Source organism: Rhodococcus sp. 05-2254-6, assembly GCF_002258565.1.
GTDB lineage: Bacteria > Actinomycetota > Actinomycetes > Mycobacteriales > Mycobacteriaceae > Rhodococcoides.
In genome coordinates, this window is sequence record NZ_NOZF01000049.1 from 1 (window position 1) to 22,012 (window position 22,012).

The window sequence follows — 22,012 nt, forward strand, 5'->3', positions numbered from 1 at the left end:
CCCGAAAGGCCTTACCGCTCGACTTGCATGTGTTAAGCACGCCGCCAGCGTTCGTCCTGAGCCAGGATCAAACTCTCCGTAAAAGACCTGCGAAACAACGATCCCCAAAGGAACCGCGAATCAGTCAAAGACATCAAGTCAAATCACTAGCAGAAAAACTCAACTAGCATTTCAAACAACACCCGACAACAACCACCACAAGCGGATGGCTGATACATCGAATGCTTTCACCAAAACAAAATAATTTCGGCACTGACATTCATCGACACACTGTTGAGTTCTCAAAGAACACGCACACACTCTCCACCCACAGACACACAATCCGTCGGCCTCAAGGGCAACTGTTCCAGCCTATCCCAGCTTGGTCTCGGACACAAGGCCCGACTCTTGGGGGATAAAACCTGCCAGGCCACACGTCCAACCTCGTTCACCCAGTCCGTGAAGACCGGGTCGGTGTCCGTCGCTCTGACTCGACAAAAGTTACGCCACCAACCACACCAACGCAAATCGGCAGGTCGACCCATGCTCGCGGGGTATTCGCGCAGCTCGGGCCCGGGGCGTCGGGTCATCGCGCCCACTACACGCTGCAGGGTGCGCGTGTGATGCCAGCCACAGCCCGAACCTTCACTGCGGCAACATCGTTCACCCCCGAGTCGCGTTCCGGCGCACACCGTCCACGTGCTCCGGCACCGCAACGTCCCCCGCGAGATCTGCGGCAGGTTCGGCGTCGCCGAGCGCCTCCCACACCGGAACAACTCCGGCCCATACGCCTCCCCGCTCGATGTCGAGGTCGTCGTCGACCGGTCCACCTGTCCGCGACTTCACCGATGCCTCGTACATCGAAACCGCCAGTACCGCGGTGGCTGCAAGCTCTTTCCGAGTATGTGGACGCAGATGAACGCTTCTTCCGGGGACCACCTGGTCGACGATCGCGTCCAATGCTCTAATCCGTTCGTCGGCGTCCTCCACTCGGCGAGGTCGTCCGACCACAACGGCGCTTCGATAGTTCATCGAATGATGAAATGCCGATCGAGCCAGGACGAGCCCGTCGACGACAGTCGTAGTGACGCAGATGTCCTGATCCGGAGCGTCGATCATGCTGCGTGATGCCACTGATCCATGCAGATACAGCGTGCCTTCCCTGTCCGGACCGGCGGGATCCACGCCGAACACGGTAGGTACGACGCGCGGCACTCCATCCACGATCACGCCGATGTGGCATATGCGCGCCGAGCGCAGTACGTCGAGCAGCGCTGCGCGTTCGAGGCCGGCACGATGCCTCCCCCGGATCACTACCGTTCGCACTGTCGGGGAAAGAGGCACGTCGTCGACTGTCATGGTTTCCAGGATGCGGGTTGAGTGGCCTTTCGTCATGGTCCAATAGAGCTACTTTTGTTCAGGCCACTTCGACGCGGATACCGAAAGAGACCACGACCCCATGCTTCCGATCTCCCTGTCGATCACCATCGATCGCACCGACGCTCGGACGTTGCCCGTCCAACTGGCGGATCGCATACGGTCCGCAATCGACGACGGAGACCTGCAGCCCGATTCTCGATTACCCAGTACCAGAGCACTTTCCGTCGATCTGGGCATCGCGCGTGCAGTCGTGGAGAAGGCTTACGAACAGCTTGTCGCAGAAGGTTGGCTCGATGCCCGACGCGGTTCGGGTAACTATGTCCGACGCATCCCCCGCGCACCTCGATCGATTGCGATGGCGTCGAGCACCCACACCACACCAGGAACACCCCCGCGGATATCGCTCCGTCCAGGAATCCCGTGGACTCCACCCTCGGCATCCGATGCCTGGAAGCGCGCGTGGCGCGACGTCGGCGGCACACCGCCTCCCGGCAAGTATCCCGATTCCGCCGGCACGCTCGAACTGAGGACTCGCGTCGCCGATCTACTCCGCCGCGCACGCGGACTGCACACCACACCGGCGTCGATCGTGATCACGACGGGCAGCATTCACGGCCTCGACCTGGCCCTGGGTGCGCTTTCCGCTGCCGAGTCGGTCGAACACGTTCTGGCACTGGAGAATCCAGGCTACAAATCCGCCGCTGAGCTCGCGACGCATCGCGGGTGGTCCTTGCACGACGTCCCCGTCGACCGCGATGGCCTGATCGTCGAACAACTCGACTCGACTCCCCCACGAACACCGGCCGTGTACGTCACACCGTCGCATCAATACCCGACCGGCGCATTCATGCCCATCGGCCGTCGACGTGCGCTGGCAGACTGGGCTCACAGCAACGATTCCATGATCATCGAGGACGACTACGACTCAGAATTCCGTTACGGCGTAGCACCTTTGCCCACCGTGGCCGAACTGGCACCCGACCGGACCGTGTACCTCGGCACCGTATCCAAGACCCTCGGTGCCGGGATCCGTCTCGGCTGGATGGTGGCACCTCGGTCGATGGTCGACCGCATCTCGGCAACGCGCCGCTTGATCGGCGATCACCCCTCGGTTCCCGTCCAGCATGCGATGACGTCCATATTGCGCGACGGCGAATGGGACAGAGCCGTCCGAACGGCCCGGCGGCTCTATCGAGCCCGCGACCGCCTGGTCGCGGCCGCGCTGGCCAGGTTCGGCGAACTTCGCGGAGTCGGAGCCGGCCTGCATACCGTGTTGCTACTCGACACTGCCGCAGCGCGCGACGTCGCTACCTCATGCGCCGCGAGGGGCGTGGACGTACCGACGCTCGAACACTCGACCCGCTCGCACACAGCCCGGGGTGGGATCGTCGTCGGATACGGTTCCGCCTCCGACGACGAATTGGACTATGCGATAAGCATATTGGTCGAGGCGCTGGAAGCTGTGCTACTCAGCTGACCCGCTCGATGCTGCCACCGAGTGCACTCAGGTTCTCCACGAATCGCGGATAACCGCGATCGATGTGGAAGACGTCGTGCACCTCCGTCGTACCGTCGGCCACCAGTCCCGCGAGAACCAAGCCGGCCCCGGCCCGAATATCGGAGGACCACACCGGTGCGCTGGACAGCTGTGGCACACCGCGAACCACGGCGTGATGGCCATCGGTGCGCGCATCGGCCCCGAGCCTGATCATCTCCTCGACGAACCGGAATCGTGCCTCGAAGACGTTCTCGGTGATCATCGACGTGCCGTCCGCGACGGTCGCGAGTCCGATTGCCATCGGCTGCAGGTCGGTCGGGAACCCCGGATACGGAAGCGTCGCGAAATTGACCGCCCGCGGTCGCTCGTGTTGCACGACGCGGAACCCGTCGGGCTCGCTGGTGACCTCGGCGCCTGCGGACCTCAATTTGTCCAGCACCAACGACAGGTGCTTGGGGTTCACACCGCGGACTCGCACGTCCCCACGAGTCATGGCAGCGGCGATTCCCCACGTCGCGGCGACAATGCGATCGCCGATCACCCGATGGGTCGTCGGCTTCAGCGAGCTCACACCACGAATGGTCAAAGTCGAGGTGCCTGCACCGCGGACGTCGGCACCCATCTCGTTGAGCATGTTGCACACGTCGACGATGTCCGGCTCGCGCGCGGCGTTGTCGATCACAGTCTCCCCGGTGGCGAGGACTGCGGCCATCAAGATGTTCTCGGTGGCACCGACGGACGGAAACGCCAGTCTGATGTTCGCGCCGCGCAATTCGTCTGCTTCCGCAACGACACATCCGTGTTGGATCTCGCTGCGTGCCCCGAGCAATTGAAGACCGGACTGATGCATGTCGAGGGGACGCGACCCGATCGCGTCTCCGCCCGGCAAAGCGACGACAGCTCTCTTGCACCGCGCAACCAGCGGCCCCAGCACGCACACCGAAGCTCGGAACTGGCGAACCGCCGCGAAATCGGCGTGATACTTCGGCATCGCCGGAGTGGTGATGTGAACGACCGATCCCTCCAACTCGACCTCACAGCCGAGCCCGCGCAACACCTCTGCCATCAGTGGCACGTCCAGGATGTCGGGGCAGTTGGTGATCGTGCTGGTGCCCTCTGCCAGCAGCGCTGCCGCCATCAATTTGAGGACGCTGTTCTTCGCACCACCGACCGCCACCTCACCGACGAGGCGATTTCCACCGTTGACCAAAAAGCGTTCACTCACCTCGACAGCGTAGCCAGCGGGACCGGCCGACACCCGCGCGGTACCGTAGCGCGCATGGCCGTCCACCTCACCCGCATCTACACGAGAACCGGCGACGACGGGACCACCGGGCTGAGTGATTTCTCGAGGGTGTCCAAGAACGACGAACGACTCGTTGCCTACGCGGACTGCGACGAGACCAACGCGAGCCTCGGTGTGGTTCTCGCACTCGGCAACCCGCCCGAATCGGTCCATTCGGTGATCCGCACCATCCAGAGCGATCTCTTCGACGCGGGGGCCGATCTGTCGACTCCGGTCGTCGAGAATCCGCAGTACCCGCCTCTGCGCATCGATCAGAGCTACGTCGACCGGCTCGAGGGCTGGTGCGACGAGTTCAACGAGGATCTCCCCGCACTGACGTCGTTCATTCTGCCGGGCGGAACGCCGCTGGGAGCGTTGCTACACGTGTCGCGAACGGTGGCCCGACGGGCAGAGCGGTCGGCATGGGCTGCGGTGCACGCGAGCCCGGAAACAACGAGTGCATTGCCGGCGAAATACCTCAACCGGCTTTCGGATCTGCTGTTCATTCTGAGCCGATACGCCAACCCCGAGGGCGACGTCCAGTGGGTTCCCGGGTCGAGCCGCGCTTCGAGCGACCCGACTACCGGCGAGAGCTGATCAGGCCGCCGGTCGGCGGCGACGCGATCGGCCGGAGGGACGAGATTCGACCCAGGACAGGAAAGCGGTCAACGCACTTCTGTCGAGGGCGATCTCGAAATATTTACCATTGTCGGACAGTTCCAACACGGCGATGTCCGGTGTCATGATGTCGAACTCGGTGTCTCGTGGGGCTCGTCGATCACCCACGTGAATGTCCTGCCTACCCAGCCGATGATCGGGGCCGGGGCGAAGACTGGACAGCTTGAAGAATACGAGTGTGTTGTCTCCGTACCGAATGATGCCGTGACGCCAACCGGCACCACCGTCCGTCGGCAACACCCGCATGATCGCGGCGGTTCCCCCTCGCCGTAGAACCATCAGACGGTACGCAAAAGCCGCGACGAGCCCTGCGAGCAGCACAACCAGAATGATCAGAACAATCAATCCGTAGTGCATCGCAGGTCTCGTCGCGGCTTCTCGTGTACCTAGGACCGCTCGACAGCGCGGACACGACCCTTGGCCACAGCAATGGCCTCGAGGTCGTCGCCGTTCTCTGCCACTACAGCCCGTGCCGCCTCGACATCGATGTCGTCGGCGAAATCGGCCGATTCTGCCAGCACGGTGACCGTCTTGCCGGTCACCGACAGGAATCCACCGTGGACGGCTGCGATGAGCTTTTCGCCGTCCGTGGTCGTGATCGACACCGTGCCGCCCTCGATCAACTGCCCGAGCACAGGCTCGTGGCCCAGCATGATGCCGATCTCACCTTCGGTGGTCTGAGCGCTGACGATGGTCGCGGTACCGGACCACAGCTTTTGCTCCACAGCGACCAGGGAGACCTCCATGCCGCTCTTCTCGGAAGAAGTCACGTCGGTCTACTTTCCGGCCATCTTCTTCGCGGCTGCCTCGACATCGTCGAGACCACCACAGCTGTTGAAGGCCTGCTCGGGAAGGTGGTCGTACTCACCCTTGGTGACCTTGTCGAATGCCTCGATGGTGTCGGAGAGCGACACGACCGAACCGGCCTCGCCGGTGAACTTCTCGGCAACGATGAAGTTCTGGCCGAGGAACTTCTGGAGGCGGCGTGCACGGCCGACCAGAACCTTGTCCTCTTCCTGAAGCTCGTCCATACCGAGGATGGCGATGATGTCCTGCAGCTCCTTGTACTTCTGCAGGATCCGCTTGACCTCGTTGGCGACGCGGAAGTGCTCCGCACCGACGATGCCGGGCTCAAGGATGCGCGAGGTGGAGCTCAGCGGGTCCACAGCGGGGTAGATACCCATCTGCGAAATCGGACGCGAGAGCTCGGTCGTCGCATCGAGGTGCGCGAACGTCGTGGCCGGAGCCGGGTCGGTGTAGTCGTCGGCGGGAACGTAGATCGCCTGCAGCGAGGTGATCGAGCGTCCACGGGTCGAGGTGATGCGCTCCTGGAGCTCACCCATCTCGTCCGCCAGCGTGGGCTGGTAACCGACGGCCGACGGCATACGACCGAGAAGGGTCGACACCTCCGAACCTGCCTGCGTGAAGCGGAAGATGTTGTCGATGAACAGAAGAACGTCCTGTCCCTGAACATCGCGGAAGTACTCCGCCATGGTCAGTGCCGACAACGCCACGCGCATACGCGTGCCGGGCGGCTCGTCCATCTGGCCGAAGACGAGGGCGGTGTCCTGGAGGACGCCCATCTCTTCCATCTCGAGGTGAAGGTCGGTGCCTTCACGGGTGCGCTCGCCGACTCCTGCGAACACCGAGGTGCCCGAGAACTCGCGTGCGATACGGGTGATCATTTCCTGGATCAGAACGGTCTTGCCGACGCCGGCACCACCGAACAGACCGATCTTTCCGCCCTTGACGTACGGGGTCAGGAGGTCGATGACCTTGATGCCGGTCTCGAGGATCTCGGTCTTGCCCTCGAGCTGATCGAAGGCTGGTGGCTTGCGGTGGATGCCCCACTGCTCGCCGTCGCGGCCGAGTCCGGGGGTGTCCAGGCAGTCACCGAGGGCGTTGAACACGTGGCCCTTGACGACGTCACCGACGGGAACCGAGATCGGCTTGCCCGAGTCGATGACTGCAGTGCCGCGGACGAGTCCGTCGGTGGGCTGCATCGAGATGGTGCGAACCAAGTTGTCACCGAGGTGCTGTGCAACCTCGAGCGTCAGGGTCTTGGCCACGGTCGGCAGAGTGATCTCTGCGTTGAGGGCGTTGAACAGTGCGGGAATCGAGCCGCGCGGGAACTCGACGTCCACAACGGGGCCGATGACCCGAACGACACGGCCGGACTGAGTGTCCGCTCCGCTCGCGTTCTCTTGGGCTACTGCTGCGGTCATTGCTTAGTCACTTCCTGCGCTGTCGGCCAACGCGTTGGCGCCACCGACGATTTCGCTGATTTCCTGGGTGATCTGGGCCTGCCGAGCCTGGTTGGCCTGACGGCTCAAGGTCTCGACCAATTCGTTCGCGTTGTCCGTCGCTGCCTTCATGGCGGTACGACGCGCCGCGGACTCCGACGCTGCTGCATCGAGCAACGACGCATAGATCCTGGTGCTGATGTACTTGGGCAGCAGCGCCGAGAGCAGAGTTCCCGCTTCCGGCTCGAACTCGTACTGTGCCTGCACATCTGCGGTCGGTGAGTCGCTCAGCGCATCCGCACCCATCTCGAATTCCTCGTCTGTGTACGAAATTTCGAGCGGTGCCATACGGCGAACTTCGGGCTTCTGCGTGAGCATCGACACGAAGCGGGTGTAGACGATGTGCAACTCGTCCACGCCCTCGACGGTGCCTTCACCGTTGGGAGCCTCGACCTCGGTGCCCGAGCCGGCCATGAACAGCTCGACCAGGTGCCTACTGGCCTTGGCCGCGTCGGCGTATCCGGGCTCCTGAGAGAAGCCCGTCCAGGCACCCTTCACGTCCCGCTCGCGGAATGTGTAGTAGCCCAGGCCTTTTGCGCCGAGGACGTAGATGACCGGATCCTTGCCCTCGGAGCGGAGCAGCTGGAACAGCTCCTCCGTCTCCTTGAGCACGTTGGAGTTGTAGCCGCCGCACATACCGCGGTCGCTGGTCACGACCAGAACCGCGGCACGCTTGGGCTCGGGTCGCTCGTTGAGCAGCGGGTGATCGAGCGAGCTCGATGCACTCGCCAACGCGGAGAGCACCTTGGTGATCTCTTCCGCATACGGCTTCGATGCGGCAACGCGAGCCTGAGCCTTGGTGATTCGCGATGTCGCGATCAGCTCTTGTGCCTTGGTGATCTTCTTGGTCGAGTTGACCGACTTGATGCGGGAGCGAAGCTCGAGAATGCTTGCCATCTAGCTGTTCACGCTCCCTTCTGTGCTCGTCTTGGCATCTGTCATCGCAGGCCTACTTGCTGACTGTCTTGCGAGTGACGTTGACCTGCTCCTGGCTGACCTCGTCGGCGTTCAGAGTGTCTGCCTCGGCCTCGTTGACGACGCGGTTGCCGTCCGAGTCGACGAATCCGGCCTTGAACTTCTCGGTCGCCTCGGTCAGTGCCTTCTGGTTGTCCTCGTCGAGAGCCTTGCCACCGGCAATGCTGTCGTAGACGCCGCTGGCGTTGCGGTGCAGGTCCTCGAGCAGCTCGGTCTCGAAGCGACGCACGTCGCCGACGGGAACCGAGTCGTACGTTCCCTGCCCTGCGAGCCAGATCGAGACGATCTGATCTTCGACGGCAACCGGGGCGTACTGATCCTGCTTGAGCAGCTCGACCAGACGTGCGCCGCGCTCGAGCTGAGCCTTGGAGGCCGCGTCGAGGTCGGACGCGAACGCAGAGAAGGCTTCCAGCTCGCGGAACTGAGCGAGCTCGAGGCGAAGAGATCCGGAGACCTTCTTCATGCCCTTGGTCTGTGCCGCGCCGCCGACTCGGGACACCGAGATACCGACGTTGATCGCGGGACGGACGCCCTTGTTGAACAGGTCCGACTCCAGGAAGACCTGGCCGTCGGTGATGGAGATGACGTTGGTCGGGATGTATGCCGAGACGTCGTTGGCCTTGGTCTCGATGATCGGCAGAGCCGTCAAAGATCCGCCACCGAGCTCGTCGGACAGCTTCGCCGAACGCTCCAGCAGACGGGAGTGCAAGTAGAAGACGTCACCGGGGTATGCCTCGCGGCCCGGCGGACGACGCAGCAGCAGCGAGATGGCGCGGTACGCCTCGGCCTGCTTGGTCAGGTCGTCGAACACGATGAGGACGTGCTTGCCCTGGTACATCCAGTGCTGGCCGATGGCCGAGCCGGTGTACGGGGCGAGCCACTTGAAGCCGGCCGAATCGGACGCGGGAGCCGCGACGATGGTCGTGTATTCGAGTGCGCCCTGCTCTTCGAGTGCAGCCTTGACGCCTGCGATCGTCGAGCCCTTCTGGCCGATGGCGACGTAGATGCAGCGAACCTGCTTCTTCTCGTCGCCGCTCTCCCAGTTTGCCTTCTGGTTCAGGATCGCGTCGATGCAGACCGCGGTCTTGCCGGTCTTGCGGTCGCCGATGATGAGCTGACGCTGGCCGCGGCCGATCGGAGTCATGGCGTCGATCGCCTTGATACCGGTCTGCAGCGGCTCCTCGACGGGCTGACGCTCGAGCACCGAGGCAGCCTGCAGTTCGAGGGCGCGGGTCTCGGAGGACTCGATGTCGCCGAGGCCGTCGATGGGCTTGCCCAGGGGGTCCACGACGCGGCCGAGGTAGCCGTCGCCCACGGGGACCGACAGCACGTCTCCGGTGCGCTTGACTTCCTGGCCTTCTTCGATGTGCTCGTAGTCACCGAGGATCACTGCACCGATTTCGGTGGCATCCAGGTTCAGCGCGACACCGAGGACTCCGCCGGGGAATTCCAGGAGTTCGTTGGACATCGCCGACGGCAATCCGGACACGTGAGCGATTCCGTCGCTCGTGTCCGTAACCGTGCCGACCTCCTCGCGGGAAGACTCCGGTGAGTAGCTCGCGGTGAAGTTATCGATCGCGCTACGGATCTCGTCGGAGGAGATCGTCAGCTCCGCCATAGTGTTTCCTGCTCTTCCTTCAAATGATCGCGGGGTGAAATGTCTCGAAAGTCGAGACGCTTCTTCTCGTTACTGTGTCCGTGTCGGACTATTTGAGCGTCTTTCGCAATGCAGCGAGGCGGCCTGCCCCGCTACCGTCGATGACCTCGTCGCCGATACGAACGACAAGTCCGCTGAGCAGTTCGGTATCGACCTCTACATGCACCGTGACCTGCTTGCCGTACGTGCGGGTCAAGGTGGCCGTCAGCTTCTCGAGCTGACTGTCGCTCAGTGGTGCTGCGCTGCGGACGTGGGCAACCGCGCGGTCGCGCTGCTCGGCAGCCAGGTCGGCCAGTCCGTTCAGTACGTCGGCGGGAGCAGCCTTTCGCGGACGCGTCACAGCCTGAACTGCAAGCGCTTCGGTGACCGCGGTGACCTTGCCGTAGAGCAGGCGGCCGAGCAGTTCACGCTTGGCCTGCGCGGGCTTCGAGCGATCCGAGAGGGCCTGCTCGAGCTGCGGGTTTCCTGCCACGATCCGCCCGAGGCGGAACAGCTCGTCCTCGACCGTGTCCAACTGATCCTGATCGGCCGCGGCGCGAAGCAGAGCTTCACGTCCCAGCTCGACCAGCGAGTTCAGCAGGTCGCGAGCGGTGGACCAGCTTTCGCCGGCAGCGGCCTTGACGATCGTCGCCGTTGCACTCGACACCTGGCCGGAGAAGACCTCTCCGGCCAGATCGCTTCGCCGAACGCCCTCGACCGACGAGTCGGCGAGAGCGGTACGCAACGTGCGCTGCGCGTCGAGAGTCTCGACGACGGCGAACAACTCGGAACCGGTCTGAGCAGCGACGGCTGTTGCCTCGCCTGCCGACGCGGACCCCAGAGCTTCGTGGGCAACCGACCGCGTGCGGGCGAGTGCCTCACGAGAAGTTGCGTACATGGTTCGACTCACTTTCCGGATGCGGAGTCCGCGGTGACGGAATCCAACTCGTTGAGGAAGCGATCGATCGAACTGGAACGCTTCGCGTCGTCGGACAACTGCTCTCCGATGACCTTCTCAGCGAGTTCGACGGCCGTGCGTCCCAGATCTCCCCGAAGTTCGGTGACGATCTGCTGACGCTGAGCAACGAGCTGATTGTGACCTGCGGCCACGATCCGGTCGCTTTCTTCCTGCGCCTTTTCCTTCATCTCGGCGAGAATCGCCTGCCCCTGGGTGCGCGCTTCCTCGCGGATCTGCGCGGCCTCGGAACGGGCGTCGGCCAGCTGAGCGTGGTACTGCTCGAGAGCAGCCTTGGCTTCTGCCTGTGCCTCTTCGGCCTTCTTGATTCCGCCTTCGATGAGCTCGGAACGCTCAGCGAGAACCTTGGTGAAGCGCGGCACCACGTACTTCCAGAAGAGGAAGCCGATTGCCGCGACACAGACGATCGACCAAACGATGTCGTAGGTTGCGGGCAGAAGAGGGTTGTACTCCTCCCCCTCCGCCGCCAGCAACGTAATCGCGTTTGTCATCGCGCTCTCAGAGAATGAAGCCGGCGACGAGGCCGATCAGGGCGAGGGACTCGGTGAATGCGATGCCGAGGAACATGGTGGTACGGAGCTGACCGGCCAGCTCGGGCTGACGAGCGGTTGCTTCCATGTTCTTGGCGACGACGAGGCCGAGGCCGATGCCGCCGCCGATGGCTGCGAGGCCGTAGCCGATGGCGCCGTATCCGCTTGCGGTGATTTCCTGCGCCTGGGCCAGAACTTCAAGGCTCATTGGGTTTTCCGTTCCCTTTCTTCGGTCCACATCCGGGTGTCGGAGGTGGCGGTGTAGCTGGTTCGGTCAGTTGGTCGGTCAGTGCGAGTCGGCGTGCAGCGACAGATCGATGTAGATCGCCGTGAGCAGCGCGAAGATGTAGGCCTGGAGGAAGATCACCAGCATCTCGAACATCGTGAACAGGAAGCCCATGATGAGCGAGGGTGCTGCGAAGATCTTCAGCCCGGCCGACGCCTCGAAGAGGAAGAACTGGGTCGCGCTGAAGAACAGCACGAGCATGATGTGGCCGGCCAGCATGTTGGCGAGCAGACGCACCGTCAGTGTGAACGGACGGAGTACGAAGTTCGAGACGAACTCCAGCGGGATCAGCAGCACGTGCATCGCCGGCGGAATGCCCGGGATGACGATGGTGCCCTTGACGAACTTCCCGACACCGAACTTCTTGACACCTGCGTAGATGAACGCGACGTACGCGACCGCAGCGAGCACGATCGGTAGACCGATGCGGGCATTCGACGAGATGTTCAGAAACGGAATGACAGCGCTCGCGTTCACCGCGAACACCGTGAAGAAGATGGTCATGATGACGGGCAGGAATCGACGACCCTGTTCTTTACCGAGCACATCTTCTGCGACGTGGATCCGAACGAAATCGAGAGCGATCTCGCCGACGTTCTGAAGACCACGCGGAACGATCTTCGGGCTGCGGAGGGCAACCACCATGAAGATGATCAGAATCGCCGACATCAGGATGCGGATGAGCATCAGCCTGTCGAGCTCGAACGGGGTCCCCTCGAACAGCACCGCGGGAGGAAAGAAATCGGATAGTGACGGCGGACTGTATTCCGCAGCCAGGGTGGTGACGCTCAGCGGTCTCTCCCGTGTTCGGGCCGCAGCCGGGTAACGACTGCGGTTCGATCGGACAATGACGATCTATCAAGTCGACGAAAATCGGCTCGCAATCGTCAGAGGCTGAGGCCCGGTCTTCATCGGCCAAGCGTCTGTCGGGTGTCGGCGACTCACGTCGACTCGGCAACTCTCAGGGCGGAACCTTACGTTGCCGAAGTCGTTGACTCCGGGCCTACTGTAAGGAAGCTCACGCTGACTGCTACCTGCGGGGGTCCAGTCCGGGGAAAAAGTCTCTTTCGTCCCAGTCTTGCCCACCGCTTGATGCAAACTTTATCAACAGAACTACGACGTTGTGTAGGCGGCCCTCAGCTTAACCGATTACGACAGCCTGTCGTACTACCGATTGTCGGTCTTGCCCTCGGTGGGAACGCTGTCCACGTAGGCGACTTTCGTCTTGACGACCCCGAAGACCTCCGCGCCGAGCACGACCACGAGCGCTCCCAGAATCGTCAGCCCCAAGGAGTACCGGTTGTAGAATTCGGCGTCCTTGAGTGCGACCAGCACGATCAGCGCGATCACCATCTTCACCAACCAACCGCCGAGAAGCAGTGCTCCGACGGCCGAGGCCGGAAAACGCGTGGTGAGCGCCACCGACAACGCCGTCGTGATGACGAAGCCTCCGCCGATGGCAACACCAATGAGAGATCCCCACAGACCAGGTGTTCCGGCCGCCGCGACGGCGACTCCGACGCTCACCACCGTGAGCACCACCAGTCCGATGAGTCCGTATCGAACCGCGGCGCGAAGCGGGGCGAATTGGCCGGGCATGGACTGCGGAGTGAAGGTCACAGTTGTCGAGGGTACCCAGCACGCGGGCGCGTACAGCCGACGGGATCAAGAGCCCCGTCGAGCACTTCGCGGTTCCGAGCCCTGCGATCGGTCCACCCGCAGCGTGGGCACAGCAGTGACGACCAGCGCGAACACCAGACCTGCGGCAACCAGAAGCACCACTATTCGGCGGTCCAGCAGAGACGACCCGACCGCCCCGAAGGCGAGGACACCGACCCACAGGTAGATCACCAGCACCACCCGGCGGTGCGAATGTCCGATCTGCAGCAACCGATGATGCAGGTGCATCTTGTCGGGGCTGAAAGGACTCCGTCCGGCCCGGGTCCGGCGAATCACAGCCAGCAGCAGGTCGAGGATCGGAATGAGCATCACGGCTCCGACCAGCAGAAGCGGCGACAGCAGACCCAGCAGATCGCGTGGGCCGTACGCCGTCAACGGGATCCGCCCGGACGCACTGGTCGAGATGGTGGCAAGCGTCAGACCGATGAGCATCGATCCCGAATCGCCCATGAAGATGCGAGCGGGTTGGAAGTTGTGCGGCAGAAACCCCAGGCACGCGCCTGCCAATGCCGCCGCGATCAGCGCCGGTGGGTAGACCCCGACGTCGCCGCCCTGTTCCTGCAGCAGCCCCACCGAGAAGATGCAGATCGCCACCGAGGAGATGAGCCCCAGACCGGCCGCCAGCCCGTCGAGTCCGTCGACGAAGTTCATCGCATTGACGATCACGACGGTGATCAGGACGGTCACCAGTCCGGCTTGCAGTTGGTCGAGCACCAGGGTGCTGCCCGGTTGACCGGGCTCGCCTCCCCACGGCTGGTACAGCACGACCCAGCTCACGCCCATGATGACGAGGACCCCGGCCGCCGTCACCTGGCCGACGAACTTGGTCAGGGCATCCAGACCCCATCGGTCGTCGATGACGCCGACCAGCACGATCACGAAGCCGGCAACCAGCGCGGCCGGAATGTCGCGGTTGTAGGCGACGTCGAATCCGCGAGCCAGCGCAGGCAGCTGTGACGCGAAGAGCAACGCAGCCAGCATGCCCACGTAGATGCCCACTCCCCCGAGCCTCGGGGTGGCCTGCACGTGGACATCACGATCACGAGGAACCGCGACGGCACCGAACTTGACGGCCGCCACACGAACACCGCCGGTGGCGAAGAACGTGACGACCGCTGCGGTGAGGAACACCAAGAGCAGTTCGCGAATCGGTACGCCTGCACCCAGATTCGACTGAGCAAGGATGTCGACACTTCCGTGAAGGACACTGCCCCGAGCGACGCTCATGCGCGGAGGCGTGCGGGATGGACAGCCATGTCAGGACGCTCCCGGGACCAGGCTTTCGGCGGTGACACCGAGAACCTCGGCAATCTTCTCGGTGGGAATGGCACCGACCCGCAGAATTCGTGCTCGATCGCTGGTCAGATCGATGATGGTCGACGCCACCGCGTGGTCGGCCGGTCCCCCGTCCAGGTACACCGCGGCCGAGCCGCCGAGCTGATCTCGCGCCTCCGTCACAGTGGTGGCGGGTGGACTGCCGGAGATGTTGGCGCTGGACACTGCGAGCGGGCCGACCTCGCGCAGCAGCTCGAGCGCGACAGGGTGGAGCGGCATCCGCAACATGACGGTGCCCTGGGCGTCGCCCAGATCCCAGGCCAAGGACGGAGCCTGCTGCACGACGATGCTCAGCGCACCGGGCCAGAAGGCGCGAATCAAATCTCGGGTGCGTGGCCGGACACTCTGGACCAGGCCGTCGATGGTGTTCCAGGAACCGACGAGCACGGGAACCGGCATATCGCGGCCCCTGCCCTTGGCGCGCAGCAGATCCGTGACAGCGCTGCCATCGAATGCATCGGCTGCGATTCCGTACAGGGTGTCGGTAGGCATGACGACCAGTCGGCCGGATTTGAGGGCACCGCGGGCAGCGGTCAATCCAGCAGTGCGCGCGTCGGCTTCACGGCAGTCGTAGACGGTACTCACGGCACCCATCCTTCCACCTTCGATAACGAAGTGATGTCAGGTGTCGCCCGCCTGCCGTTCCCGTCGTCAGGCCTGGGCCGGGTGCGCCCGTGCGGCGACGACGAACCGGGGCCTACCCGCCAGATCCGGATGCGCGGTGACCTCGGTGAACACTCGTCGCCGAGACAGCAGCGCCGCCACCTCGCCGCCATTGGAGTCGTCGTGTTCGATAGCGACGCCGCCGCCGATCCGAAGCCAGCGGGCGATGTTGCCGATCATCGGTTCGATGACGGACAGCCCGTCCGAACCGCCGAACAGCGCCATGTGTGGATCGTGATCGATCACTTCGGGATCGAGGTCTGCCCCCTCCGGGATGTAGGGCGGGTTTGCGACGATCATGTCGACAGCGCCGTCGAGTTCGGTCAACAGATCTCGTGCTGTGACGTCGCCGTGGTGCAGCGTGATCGGGGTATCGCCGTGGCCGCTGCACAGGTCGGCATTGCGCCGGGCCCATGCCAACGCCGACGGGTCGAGCTCGACGGCATGGACGACGGCATCGGGCCGGGCGTTGGCGATCGCCAGTGCCAGTGCCCCCGAGCCCGTGCACAGATCGAGAATCACCGGCGGATGGTGGTCGACGTTTTCGAGGAACGCGAGTGCCCAGGCCAACAACAGTTCGGTTTCCGGCCGGGGTACGAACACGCCCGGCCCTACTTCGACGTCGATGTTGCCCAGCGAGGTCGTTCCCGTGATGTATTGCAGCGGAATACGTTTCGCGCGCTGCTCGACGGTTCGGAAGTACGCCTCGACGACCTCGGGTTCGACGAGAGGAACCAGACCGAGACGGCCGCGGTCCACGCCGACGAGGTGTGCGGCGAGCAGCTCCGCATCGACCCGTGGGCTCGGCACACCGGCAGCGTCGAGCATCGACAGTGCTTCGAGGATGGCCAGGCGTAACGGCTTGCGGCTCATTCGAACAGCCTGCCACGAGCCACCGACAACCAGGTCACACGCGTCCCAGCAACTCCGACTTCTTGGCGTGGAACTCGTCGTCGGTGAGGAAGCCCTTCGCGTGCAGACCCGCGAGAGCCTCGATCGCAGCCGTGATGTCGGAGATGTCCACACCTGACGGGTTGCCCTGGGGCGACTGGTTCGAGGACTGCGAAGACTGTTGCGACGAGGACGGTTGCGCGTAGGTCTGCGGAGCGGGTTGCGGCGTCGACTGGTTCTGCGAGTTCGTCCCGCCCGACTGCTGATCGACTCGAGGCAGGCTGCCTGCGGTGAACGTGCCGTACTGACTGGTGAACTCGAGCGAGCCCGGTCCACCACCCTGCTGTTGTTGGACTCCGCCGATGGAGTGATCGAGAGTGTCGTACACGGCCAGTTCGCCGCCGACCAACACCGCGAGGCGTCGAGATCCCGGGAACACTGCGTACTGCGAGCCGTTCTGGCCACCGCTCGAGCTCGGCGCACCGAGGTCCGAGGGCCACCACGAGCCGCCGCCGAACGAGCTGCCACCGAACGAGCTACTGCCGGTCTCCCTGGGCGGGTACACCTGATGCTGCGACAGCACCGCCGACAGGTCTCGGCAGAGACCGTCGACCCGGCTCTTGAGTCCGTGGTCGAACATGTTGCCCACCATGGTCATTCCGCCGCGCATCCACTGCCCACTGCCGCCGAGCTCGGGGATGTTGAACTGAGCCATGCTGCCGCGGCCGTTGTTGACGGCGTCGAGCATCGTGCGGACGGCATCGGTCGAGATGCCGTAGCGCGAGGACAGCTCGGACACGGCGTTCTCGCCTGCGGGGGTCAGGACCTGGTTCATGTCTGGTGTGCCTCTCGGGCGCTGTTGCGGGGTCGAACCTGGCCGCCAGGGTATCGCACGTTTCGGTGCAGCAGCCCGGCGAAATCTGTAAAGCTATGTGCCGCAGCTACTCTGCTTGCATGCGCGCGTCGCGGTCCGCCTTGGCCAGCGCGTCGAGCAACGCATCCATCTCGCCGTCCAGAAGTGAGTCGAGGTTGTGTGCCTTGAAGCCGATCCGGTGGTCCGTGATGCGGTTCTCGGGGAAGTTGTAGGTTCTGATCCGCTCCGAGCGGTCGACGGTGCGCACCTGGCTGGCCCTGCCTGCCGATGCCTCTTCGTCGGCCGCTTCTTCTGCTGCTGCCTGCAGGCGAGCTGCAAGTACCTGCATCGCGCGTGCCTTGTTCTGCAGCTGAGACCGCTCGTTCTGACAGGTCACCACGATCCCGGTCGGCAGGTGCGTGATTCGGACTGCGGAGTCGGTGGTGTTGACGCCCTGGCCACCTTTGCCGGACGAGCGGTAGACGTCGATGCGCAGATCGGTTTCGTCGATCTGAACCTCTTCCACCTCGTCGGGTTCGGGATACACCAGGATGCCGGCCGCGGACGTGTGCACGCGCCCCTGCGATTCGGTCACCGGTACCCGTTGCACGCGGTGGACGCCGCCCTCGAACTTCAGCCGGGCCCAGACGCCGTCGAGGGGATCCCTGGTCTTGATCGACAGCGTCGCGTCCTTGTATCCGCCGAGGTCCGAGACGTTCGCGTCGAGCACCTCGACCCGCCACCCGCGGCGTTCCGCGTAGCGCACGTACATCCGCGCGAGATCGGCCGCGAAGAGCGCCGATTCCTCGCCGCCCTCTCCCGACTTGACCTCCATCACGATGTCGTCGCCGTCGTGCGGGTCGCGTGGTGCGAGCAGGTCGGTGAGGGTCTGCTCGAGGTGCAGCACGGTCGCCTCGAGTTCGGGAATCTCGGACGCGAACGAGGAATCGTCGGCGGCGAGCTCACGCGCGGCTTCGAGGTCGTCCTGCGCGGAGGTCAGCTTGGTGTGCGCGGACATGATGGGGGCCAGTTCGGCGAACCTCTTGCCTGCTCTGCGGGCCGCGGACGGGTCGTTGTGCAGAGCTGGGTCGGCGAGTTGCTGCTCGAGTCCGGAGTGTTCGGCGAGGATGTCGTCGATGGCCGAAGGCTTGTCTGTTCTCGCCATGTTGATGACTCACTCTCGAACGCCGGTGCAACTGAATGTGGACACAAAAAAGCCGACGCCCGTCCTGTGATGCACAGGACGGGCGTCGGCGAAACAGCTAGCTGTCTGCGTCGGCCTTTTTGCCGGCGCGCTTGCCGTAGCGAGCCTCGAAGCGAGCGACGCGGCCGCCGGTGTCGAGAATCTTCTGCTTGCCGGTGTAGAAGGGGTGGCACTGCGAGCAGACCTCGACGCTGATGCGCTCTTTGTCGGTGGTGCTTCGGGTCTCGAAAGTATTGCCGCAACCACAGACGACTGTCGTCAGTGTGTAGTCGGGGTGAATTCCTGCCTTCATGGTGTCCTTACCGTTCTCTCTAGTGGTCGCCGGGTCGTCTTCGCCGATCGAAGACGTGAACCGGAACCGGACTCGGCCGTTGATTATGCCAGAGCGTGCATCTGACCTGCTAATCGCCGGTACTTCTGTGCCGACAGATGCCTACAACGCGCGCACCTGTCGGCTTGTTCCCCGGACGAAAGATCGGGGAAACAATTGTCAGTCGTTCGCCCCGCCCGGCGCAGTCTTGGAGACTTCCATCAGGAACTCGAGGTTGTTCTTGCTCTTCTTCAGACGGTCGACCAGCAGGTCGATGGCCTGATGCGAGTCCAGTCCGGACAGCACGCGCCGCAGCTTGTGTACGACGGCGGCCTCGTCGGGAGCAAGGAGCAACTCGTCGTGGCGGGTGCTCGACGGGTTGATGTCCACTGCCGGGAACACGCGGCGTTCGGCGATCTTGCGGTCGAGCTTGAGCTCGGCGTTGCCGGTGCCCTTGAACTCCTCGAAGATCACGGTGTCACCGGTGGATCCGGTCTCGACCATGGCCGTGGCGATGATCGTCAACGAACCACCGTGCTCGATGTTGCGAGCCGCGCCGAGGAACCGCTTCGGCGGGTACAGCGCGGTCGAGTCGACACCACCGGACAGGATTCGGCCCGATGCGGGCGAGCTGTTGTTGTACGCACGTCCCAAACGGGTGATCGAGTCGAGCAGAACCACCACGTCCTGGCCGGCTTCGACCAGACGCTTGGCCCGTTCGATCGCCAGCTCGGCCACCGCGGTGTGGTCGCCCGGCGGCCGGTCGAACGTCGACGCGATGACCTCGCCCTTGACGGAGCGCTGCATGTCCGTCACTTCCTCGGGACGCTCGTCGACGAGGATGACCATCAGGTAGCACTCGGGATTGTTGATGGCGATCGCGTTGGCAATGGCCTGCAGGACGCTCGTCTTACCTGCCTTGGGCGGGCTGACGATGAGTGCGCGCTGACCCTTGCCGATCGGCATCACCAGGTCGATGATGCGCGTGGTCAGGATGTTCTGCTGAGTCTCGAGACGCAACCGCTGATTGGGGTACAGCGGGGTGAGCTTGCCGAACTCCGGACGCTTGCGCGCGGCCTCGACCTCTCCCCCGTTGACGGTGTCCAGACGCACGAGCGGGTTGAACTTCTGCCGCTGGCTGGACTGCTCGCCTTCGCGTGCCACCCGAACCGCACCGGTCACCGCGTCGCCGCGGCGAAGGCCGTTCTTGCGAACCAGGTTCATCGACACGTAGACGTCATTGGGTCCGGCGAGGTAGCCGGAGGTACGGACGAACGCGTAGTTGTCGAGAACATCGAGGATGCCGGCTACCGGCTGAAGAACATCGTCCTCGCGAATCTCGGTATCGCGCTCGCGGCCACCGCCACCGTCGTTGCCTTCCCCACGGTCGCGTCCGCGACGGCGCTCACGGAACCGACGTCCCCGACGTCCGCGCCCTTCGCCGTCGTCGTCCTGGTTGTTGTCGCGGTTGTCGCGGGGACCGTTGTTGCGATCCTCGTTGCGGTTGTCGTTGCGACCGTCGCCCTGGTTGCGATTGCGTCCGCCCTGATTACGACCACCGCCGTCGCGGTTGTCGCGGTCACCCTGATTGCGGTTTCCATTGTCCCGGTTTCCGTTGTCACGGTTGCCGTTCTCGCGGTTGGAGCCGTCCCGGTCCCCTTGATTGCGGCTTCCGGAGTCGCGGTTCGCGTTGTCGCGGTTGCCGTCGGCGTCACGGGGTTCGCGTTCCGACCCGTCCTGGCGGTTGCGGTCGCCGCGACTACGGCGTGGGCGCTCGGTGGCGGCGCTGTCGCCGGTCTCGTCCGGCTTCTCCGCCTGCGGCGCGACTGCGGGTGAATCGGTCGCCGCGGGAGCGGATCCGGCCGAATCGTTGCTGTCGTCGAGTGGGAGCTGTTCGGGAGCACCGGCTCGCCGACCTGCGGCACGACGTCCGCGTGTTCGGCGGCCCGTCTCGGGAGCGGCATCGGCAGAGTCGCCCGATTGCGTCGCCGGCGCGTCCGAGGACGGCGCTTCTGGAGCCGACTGCTTCGGTGCCGCCTCGGCTGCAGGCCGATCTTCGACGACCGGCGCGGATGCAGCAGCGCGACGCGACTTGGGTGCGTCGGATTTCGGTGCGTCCGTCTTGGCCGGTGCGCTGCCCGATTGGCGCTCGGAAATCGCAGCGATCAGATCGCCCTTGCGCATCCCGGAAACGCTCTTGATACCGAGTTCACCAGCGAGGCTGCGGAGCTCGGTGAGAACCATTCCGGACAGGCCAGCACGTCGGCGTGACGTTTCGGGCGCAGAGATAAGTTCCGTATCGGTCACGGAGGTCCTTTCCTTCCCTCGCTCGCTCGATGCGCAGCCGAGGGTTCGTTCCGCAGTTCGGCGTTCTGCCGAGCTCGGATATTGCCGTTCATGTTCGACGCACCCCGTCGACGACACCATCGATCCGGACCGCAGAGAACTACGGGAAGGATCGAGTCAGGAGCGTCACATCACTCGGACGTTTGAATCCCCCGAATACAGCGACCTGAATGCCCTGACGAAACCGGCGTCTGAAGCGCACGATGTACGGACAGGGTTCACCATAGCGCCGTTGTCCCCACTCGGCAAGAACCCTACTGCCGCGTCTGTCACGCGACGGTGACTCCGTCGGCCACGTCCAGGTCGAGCACCCGCCACCCCTCGGCCGATGCGGCCTCGCGCAGATCGGCCGGAAACTCCTCGGTGCACAGCGCCATGACCGTCGGGCCCGCACCGGACACCACGGCCGCGATGGACCGCGCGCGCAAGGTGGTGATCCAGCGAGTGGTGTCGGGTAACGCCTGAGCGCGCTGACCTTGATGCAACAGGTCCTCCGTCGCGGACATCAACAGATCCGGGCGCTCGGTCAGCGCCACCACCGCGAGGGCACTACGGCTGACGTTGAAGGCCGCATCACGGTGGGGCACCAACTCGGGCAACAATCCCCGCGTGTGCGACGTCGACGAGCGTTCGGACGGTACGAGCACGACGACCTTGATGCTCGGGTGCACCTCCAGCCGCACGGCTGCATACCTCCGCGCCGTGACACTGGCATTGGGCGGTTCGCTCCACGACACCACCGCACCGCCGAGGCAACTCGCCGACGCATTGTCGGGATGACCCTCGAATTCCGATGACAGCTGGACCAGCTGACCCTCCGACAGCGCGAGCGACCGATCCACTTTCGCGGCCAGTGCGTTGGCGGCAGCGAGGCCCCCGACCACAGCCGACGCCGAGGAACCGAGCCCCCTGGAGTGAGGAATCACGTTGCGGCAGTGGACATCCAAGCCGTCGGCCCACACTCCGGCAGCTTCGAGACCCCGCTCGATGGCGCGTACGACCAGATGCGTCGGTCCCCACGGCACGTCCGCCGAACCCTCACCGTCGACGTGAATCCGCAGTCCCGACGCGGTGGTCGTCACCTCGATCTCGTCGTACAGCCCCAAAGCGATTCCGAGACTGTCGAATCCGGGTCCGATGTTGGCACTGGACGCCGGGACGCGCGCGGTGACCGTGAGCCCGATGGGGAGTGTCGTCGTCATGG

General features: G+C 64.1%; 22 protein-coding genes and 1 rRNA gene. 2 read left to right on the top strand and 21 right to left on the bottom strand.

Annotated features, from left to right (window positions below; translation table 11 throughout):
• Both CH256_RS05890 and CH256_RS05895 read right to left on the bottom strand, forming a co-directional pair.
• Window positions 1–83, bottom strand: a 16S ribosomal RNA gene (locus CH256_RS05890); the annotation flags it as partial.
• A 559-nt stretch (window positions 84–642) separates the two neighbouring features.
• A complete protein-coding gene (locus CH256_RS05895; protein WP_094669093.1) occupies window positions 643–1,338 on the bottom strand; it encodes a pyridoxamine 5'-phosphate oxidase family protein in 696 nt (231 codons plus the stop codon).
• Between the two features lie 100 nt (window positions 1,339–1,438).
• Between CH256_RS05895 and pdxR the strand changes: the two genes are divergently transcribed.
• Complete coding sequence (gene pdxR, locus CH256_RS05900; RefSeq protein ID WP_094669084.1) at window positions 1,439–2,836, top strand: MocR-like pyridoxine biosynthesis transcription factor PdxR; 1,398 nt, start codon at window positions 1,439–1,441, stop codon at window positions 2,834–2,836.
• Here pdxR and murA read toward each other — a convergent pair.
• Window positions 2,829–4,082, bottom strand: a complete 1,254-nt coding sequence (murA, locus tag CH256_RS05905; protein ID WP_068048251.1) for a UDP-N-acetylglucosamine 1-carboxyvinyltransferase — start codon at window positions 4,080–4,082, stop codon at window positions 2,829–2,831. The genes pdxR and murA overlap by 8 nt on opposite strands.
• 54 nt (window positions 4,083–4,136) lie before the next feature.
• Between murA and CH256_RS05910 the strand changes: the two genes are divergently transcribed.
• Window positions 4,137–4,739, top strand: a complete 603-nt coding sequence (locus CH256_RS05910) for a cob(I)yrinic acid a,c-diamide adenosyltransferase (RefSeq protein WP_094638683.1) — start codon at window positions 4,137–4,139, stop codon at window positions 4,737–4,739.
• On the opposite strand, the gene CH256_RS05915 is transcribed toward CH256_RS05910, so the two are convergent.
• The 18 genes from CH256_RS05915 to thrB all read right to left on the bottom strand — a co-directional run bounded on the left by CH256_RS05915 (window position 4,740) and on the right by thrB (window position 22,010).
• On the bottom strand, window positions 4,740–5,177 hold the full coding sequence (locus tag CH256_RS05915) for a DUF2550 domain-containing protein (protein WP_068048245.1): 438 nt from the start codon (window positions 5,175–5,177) through the stop codon (window positions 4,740–4,742).
• Window positions 5,178–5,206: 29 nt separating this feature from the next.
• Window positions 5,207–5,566, bottom strand: a complete 360-nt coding sequence (locus CH256_RS05920) for a F0F1 ATP synthase subunit epsilon (RefSeq protein WP_037193376.1) — start codon at window positions 5,564–5,566, stop codon at window positions 5,207–5,209.
• Window positions 5,567–5,596: 30 nt separating this feature from the next.
• Complete coding sequence (gene atpD, locus CH256_RS05925; RefSeq protein ID WP_094638681.1) at window positions 5,597–7,045, bottom strand: F0F1 ATP synthase subunit beta; 1,449 nt, start codon at window positions 7,043–7,045, stop codon at window positions 5,597–5,599.
• 3 nt (window positions 7,046–7,048) lie between these two features.
• Window positions 7,049–8,020, bottom strand: a complete 972-nt coding sequence (locus CH256_RS05930) for a F0F1 ATP synthase subunit gamma (RefSeq protein ID WP_094638680.1) — start codon at window positions 8,018–8,020, stop codon at window positions 7,049–7,051.
• 52 nt (window positions 8,021–8,072) lie between these two features.
• Window positions 8,073–9,716, bottom strand: coding sequence for a F0F1 ATP synthase subunit alpha (atpA, locus tag CH256_RS05935; protein ID WP_037193380.1), 1,644 nt, complete (start codon window positions 9,714–9,716; stop codon window positions 8,073–8,075).
• 88 nt (window positions 9,717–9,804) lie between these two features.
• Window positions 9,805–10,632 (bottom strand): F0F1 ATP synthase subunit delta, encoded by an 828-nt coding sequence (locus CH256_RS05940; protein ID WP_094669085.1) that lies wholly within the window; start codon window positions 10,630–10,632, stop codon window positions 9,805–9,807.
• An 8-nt stretch (window positions 10,633–10,640) separates the two neighbouring features.
• Window positions 10,641–11,201, bottom strand: coding sequence for a F0F1 ATP synthase subunit B (locus tag CH256_RS05945; RefSeq protein WP_032393521.1), 561 nt, complete (start codon window positions 11,199–11,201; stop codon window positions 10,641–10,643).
• 7 nt (window positions 11,202–11,208) lie between these two features.
• The gene (locus CH256_RS05950; protein WP_008715092.1) at window positions 11,209–11,448 is read right to left on the bottom strand and encodes an ATP synthase F0 subunit C; all 240 of its coding nucleotides are present in this window, start codon (window positions 11,446–11,448) and stop codon (window positions 11,209–11,211) included.
• 78 nt (window positions 11,449–11,526) lie between these two features.
• Window positions 11,527–12,252 carry a F0F1 ATP synthase subunit A gene (gene atpB / locus CH256_RS05955; protein ID WP_032393520.1) on the bottom strand — a complete coding sequence of 242 codons (726 nt, stop codon included), beginning with the start codon at window positions 12,250–12,252 and terminating at the stop codon, window positions 11,527–11,529.
• A 441-nt stretch (window positions 12,253–12,693) separates the two neighbouring features.
• Window positions 12,694–13,125 carry a hypothetical protein gene (locus CH256_RS05965; protein ID WP_179272014.1) on the bottom strand — a complete coding sequence of 144 codons (432 nt, stop codon included), beginning with the start codon at window positions 13,123–13,125 and terminating at the stop codon, window positions 12,694–12,696.
• A 66-nt stretch (window positions 13,126–13,191) separates the two neighbouring features.
• Window positions 13,192–14,433 carry a glycosyltransferase family 4 protein gene (locus tag CH256_RS05970; RefSeq protein WP_094638677.1) on the bottom strand — a complete coding sequence of 414 codons (1,242 nt, stop codon included), beginning with the start codon at window positions 14,431–14,433 and terminating at the stop codon, window positions 13,192–13,194.
• A 30-nt stretch (window positions 14,434–14,463) separates the two neighbouring features.
• Window positions 14,464–15,126: an L-threonylcarbamoyladenylate synthase gene (locus CH256_RS05975; RefSeq protein WP_068048275.1), complete on the bottom strand. Its 663-nt coding sequence runs from the start codon at window positions 15,124–15,126 to the stop codon at window positions 14,464–14,466.
• A 66-nt stretch (window positions 15,127–15,192) separates the two neighbouring features.
• Window positions 15,193–16,077 (bottom strand): peptide chain release factor N(5)-glutamine methyltransferase, encoded by an 885-nt coding sequence (gene prmC, locus CH256_RS05980; RefSeq protein WP_094669087.1) that lies wholly within the window; start codon window positions 16,075–16,077, stop codon window positions 15,193–15,195.
• Window positions 16,078–16,111: 34 nt separating this feature from the next.
• Complete coding sequence (locus tag CH256_RS05985; protein ID WP_068048266.1) at window positions 16,112–16,930, bottom strand: SHOCT domain-containing protein; 819 nt, start codon at window positions 16,928–16,930, stop codon at window positions 16,112–16,114.
• 106 nt (window positions 16,931–17,036) lie between these two features.
• Complete coding sequence (gene prfA, locus CH256_RS05990) at window positions 17,037–18,113, bottom strand: peptide chain release factor 1 (protein ID WP_068048269.1); 1,077 nt, start codon at window positions 18,111–18,113, stop codon at window positions 17,037–17,039.
• 97 nt (window positions 18,114–18,210) lie between these two features.
• Entirely contained in the window at window positions 18,211–18,444 is a 234-nt protein-coding gene (rpmE, locus tag CH256_RS05995) for a 50S ribosomal protein L31 (RefSeq protein ID WP_008715081.1), read from the bottom strand.
• A gap of 198 nt (window positions 18,445–18,642) precedes the next feature.
• Window positions 18,643–20,889 carry a transcription termination factor Rho gene (rho, locus tag CH256_RS06000; RefSeq protein ID WP_373454781.1) on the bottom strand — a complete coding sequence of 749 codons (2,247 nt, stop codon included), beginning with the start codon at window positions 20,887–20,889 and terminating at the stop codon, window positions 18,643–18,645.
• A 188-nt stretch (window positions 20,890–21,077) separates the two neighbouring features.
• Window positions 21,078–22,010 carry a homoserine kinase gene (gene thrB, locus CH256_RS06005; protein ID WP_094669088.1) on the bottom strand — a complete coding sequence of 311 codons (933 nt, stop codon included), beginning with the start codon at window positions 22,008–22,010 and terminating at the stop codon, window positions 21,078–21,080.
• Window positions 22,011–22,012: the final 2 nt, after the last annotated feature.

What these genes read in the sequence shown, in the direction of transcription:
- rho (WP_373454781.1), bottom strand. Translation starts at nt 20,889, where the DNA reads ATGGTGTCGTCGACGGGGTGCGTCGAACATGAACGGCAATATCCGAGC.
- prmC (WP_094669087.1), bottom strand. Translation starts at nt 16,077, where the DNA reads ATGAGCCGCAAGCCGTTACGCCTGGCCATCCTCGAAGCACTGTCGATG.
- CH256_RS05895 (WP_094669093.1), bottom strand. Translation starts at nt 1,338, where the DNA reads ATGACAGTCGACGACGTGCCTCTTTCCCCGACAGTGCGAACGGTAGTG.
- atpA (WP_037193380.1), bottom strand. Translation starts at nt 9,716, where the DNA reads ATGGCGGAGCTGACGATCTCCTCCGACGAGATCCGTAGCGCGATCGAT.
- CH256_RS05970 (WP_094638677.1), bottom strand. Translation starts at nt 14,433, where the DNA reads ATGAGCGTCGCTCGGGGCAGTGTCCTTCACGGAAGTGTCGACATCCTT.
- CH256_RS05910 (WP_094638683.1), top strand. Translation starts at nt 4,137, where the DNA reads ATGGCCGTCCACCTCACCCGCATCTACACGAGAACCGGCGACGACGGG.
- pdxR (WP_094669084.1), top strand. Translation starts at nt 1,439, where the DNA reads ATGCTTCCGATCTCCCTGTCGATCACCATCGATCGCACCGACGCTCGG.
- CH256_RS05930 (WP_094638680.1), bottom strand. Translation starts at nt 8,020, where the DNA reads ATGGCAAGCATTCTCGAGCTTCGCTCCCGCATCAAGTCGGTCAACTCG.
- CH256_RS05940 (WP_094669085.1), bottom strand. Translation starts at nt 10,632, where the DNA reads ATGTACGCAACTTCTCGTGAGGCACTCGCCCGCACGCGGTCGGTTGCC.
- CH256_RS05985 (WP_068048266.1), bottom strand. Translation starts at nt 16,930, where the DNA reads ATGAACCAGGTCCTGACCCCCGCAGGCGAGAACGCCGTGTCCGAGCTG.
- rpmE (WP_008715081.1), bottom strand. Translation starts at nt 18,444, where the DNA reads ATGAAGGCAGGAATTCACCCCGACTACACACTGACGACAGTCGTCTGT.
- prfA (WP_068048269.1), bottom strand. Translation starts at nt 18,113, where the DNA reads ATGGCGAGAACAGACAAGCCTTCGGCCATCGACGACATCCTCGCCGAA.
- CH256_RS05965 (WP_179272014.1), bottom strand. Translation starts at nt 13,125, where the DNA reads ATGCCCGGCCAATTCGCCCCGCTTCGCGCCGCGGTTCGATACGGACTC.
- CH256_RS05920 (WP_037193376.1), bottom strand. Translation starts at nt 5,566, where the DNA reads ATGGAGGTCTCCCTGGTCGCTGTGGAGCAAAAGCTGTGGTCCGGTACC.
- atpD (WP_094638681.1), bottom strand. Translation starts at nt 7,045, where the DNA reads ATGACCGCAGCAGTAGCCCAAGAGAACGCGAGCGGAGCGGACACTCAG.
- CH256_RS05945 (WP_032393521.1), bottom strand. Translation starts at nt 11,201, where the DNA reads ATGACAAACGCGATTACGTTGCTGGCGGCGGAGGGGGAGGAGTACAAC.
- CH256_RS05950 (WP_008715092.1), bottom strand. Translation starts at nt 11,448, where the DNA reads ATGAGCCTTGAAGTTCTGGCCCAGGCGCAGGAAATCACCGCAAGCGGA.
- thrB (WP_094669088.1), bottom strand. Translation starts at nt 22,010, where the DNA reads ATGACGACGACACTCCCCATCGGGCTCACGGTCACCGCGCGCGTCCCG.
- CH256_RS05915 (WP_068048245.1), bottom strand. Translation starts at nt 5,177, where the DNA reads ATGCACTACGGATTGATTGTTCTGATCATTCTGGTTGTGCTGCTCGCA.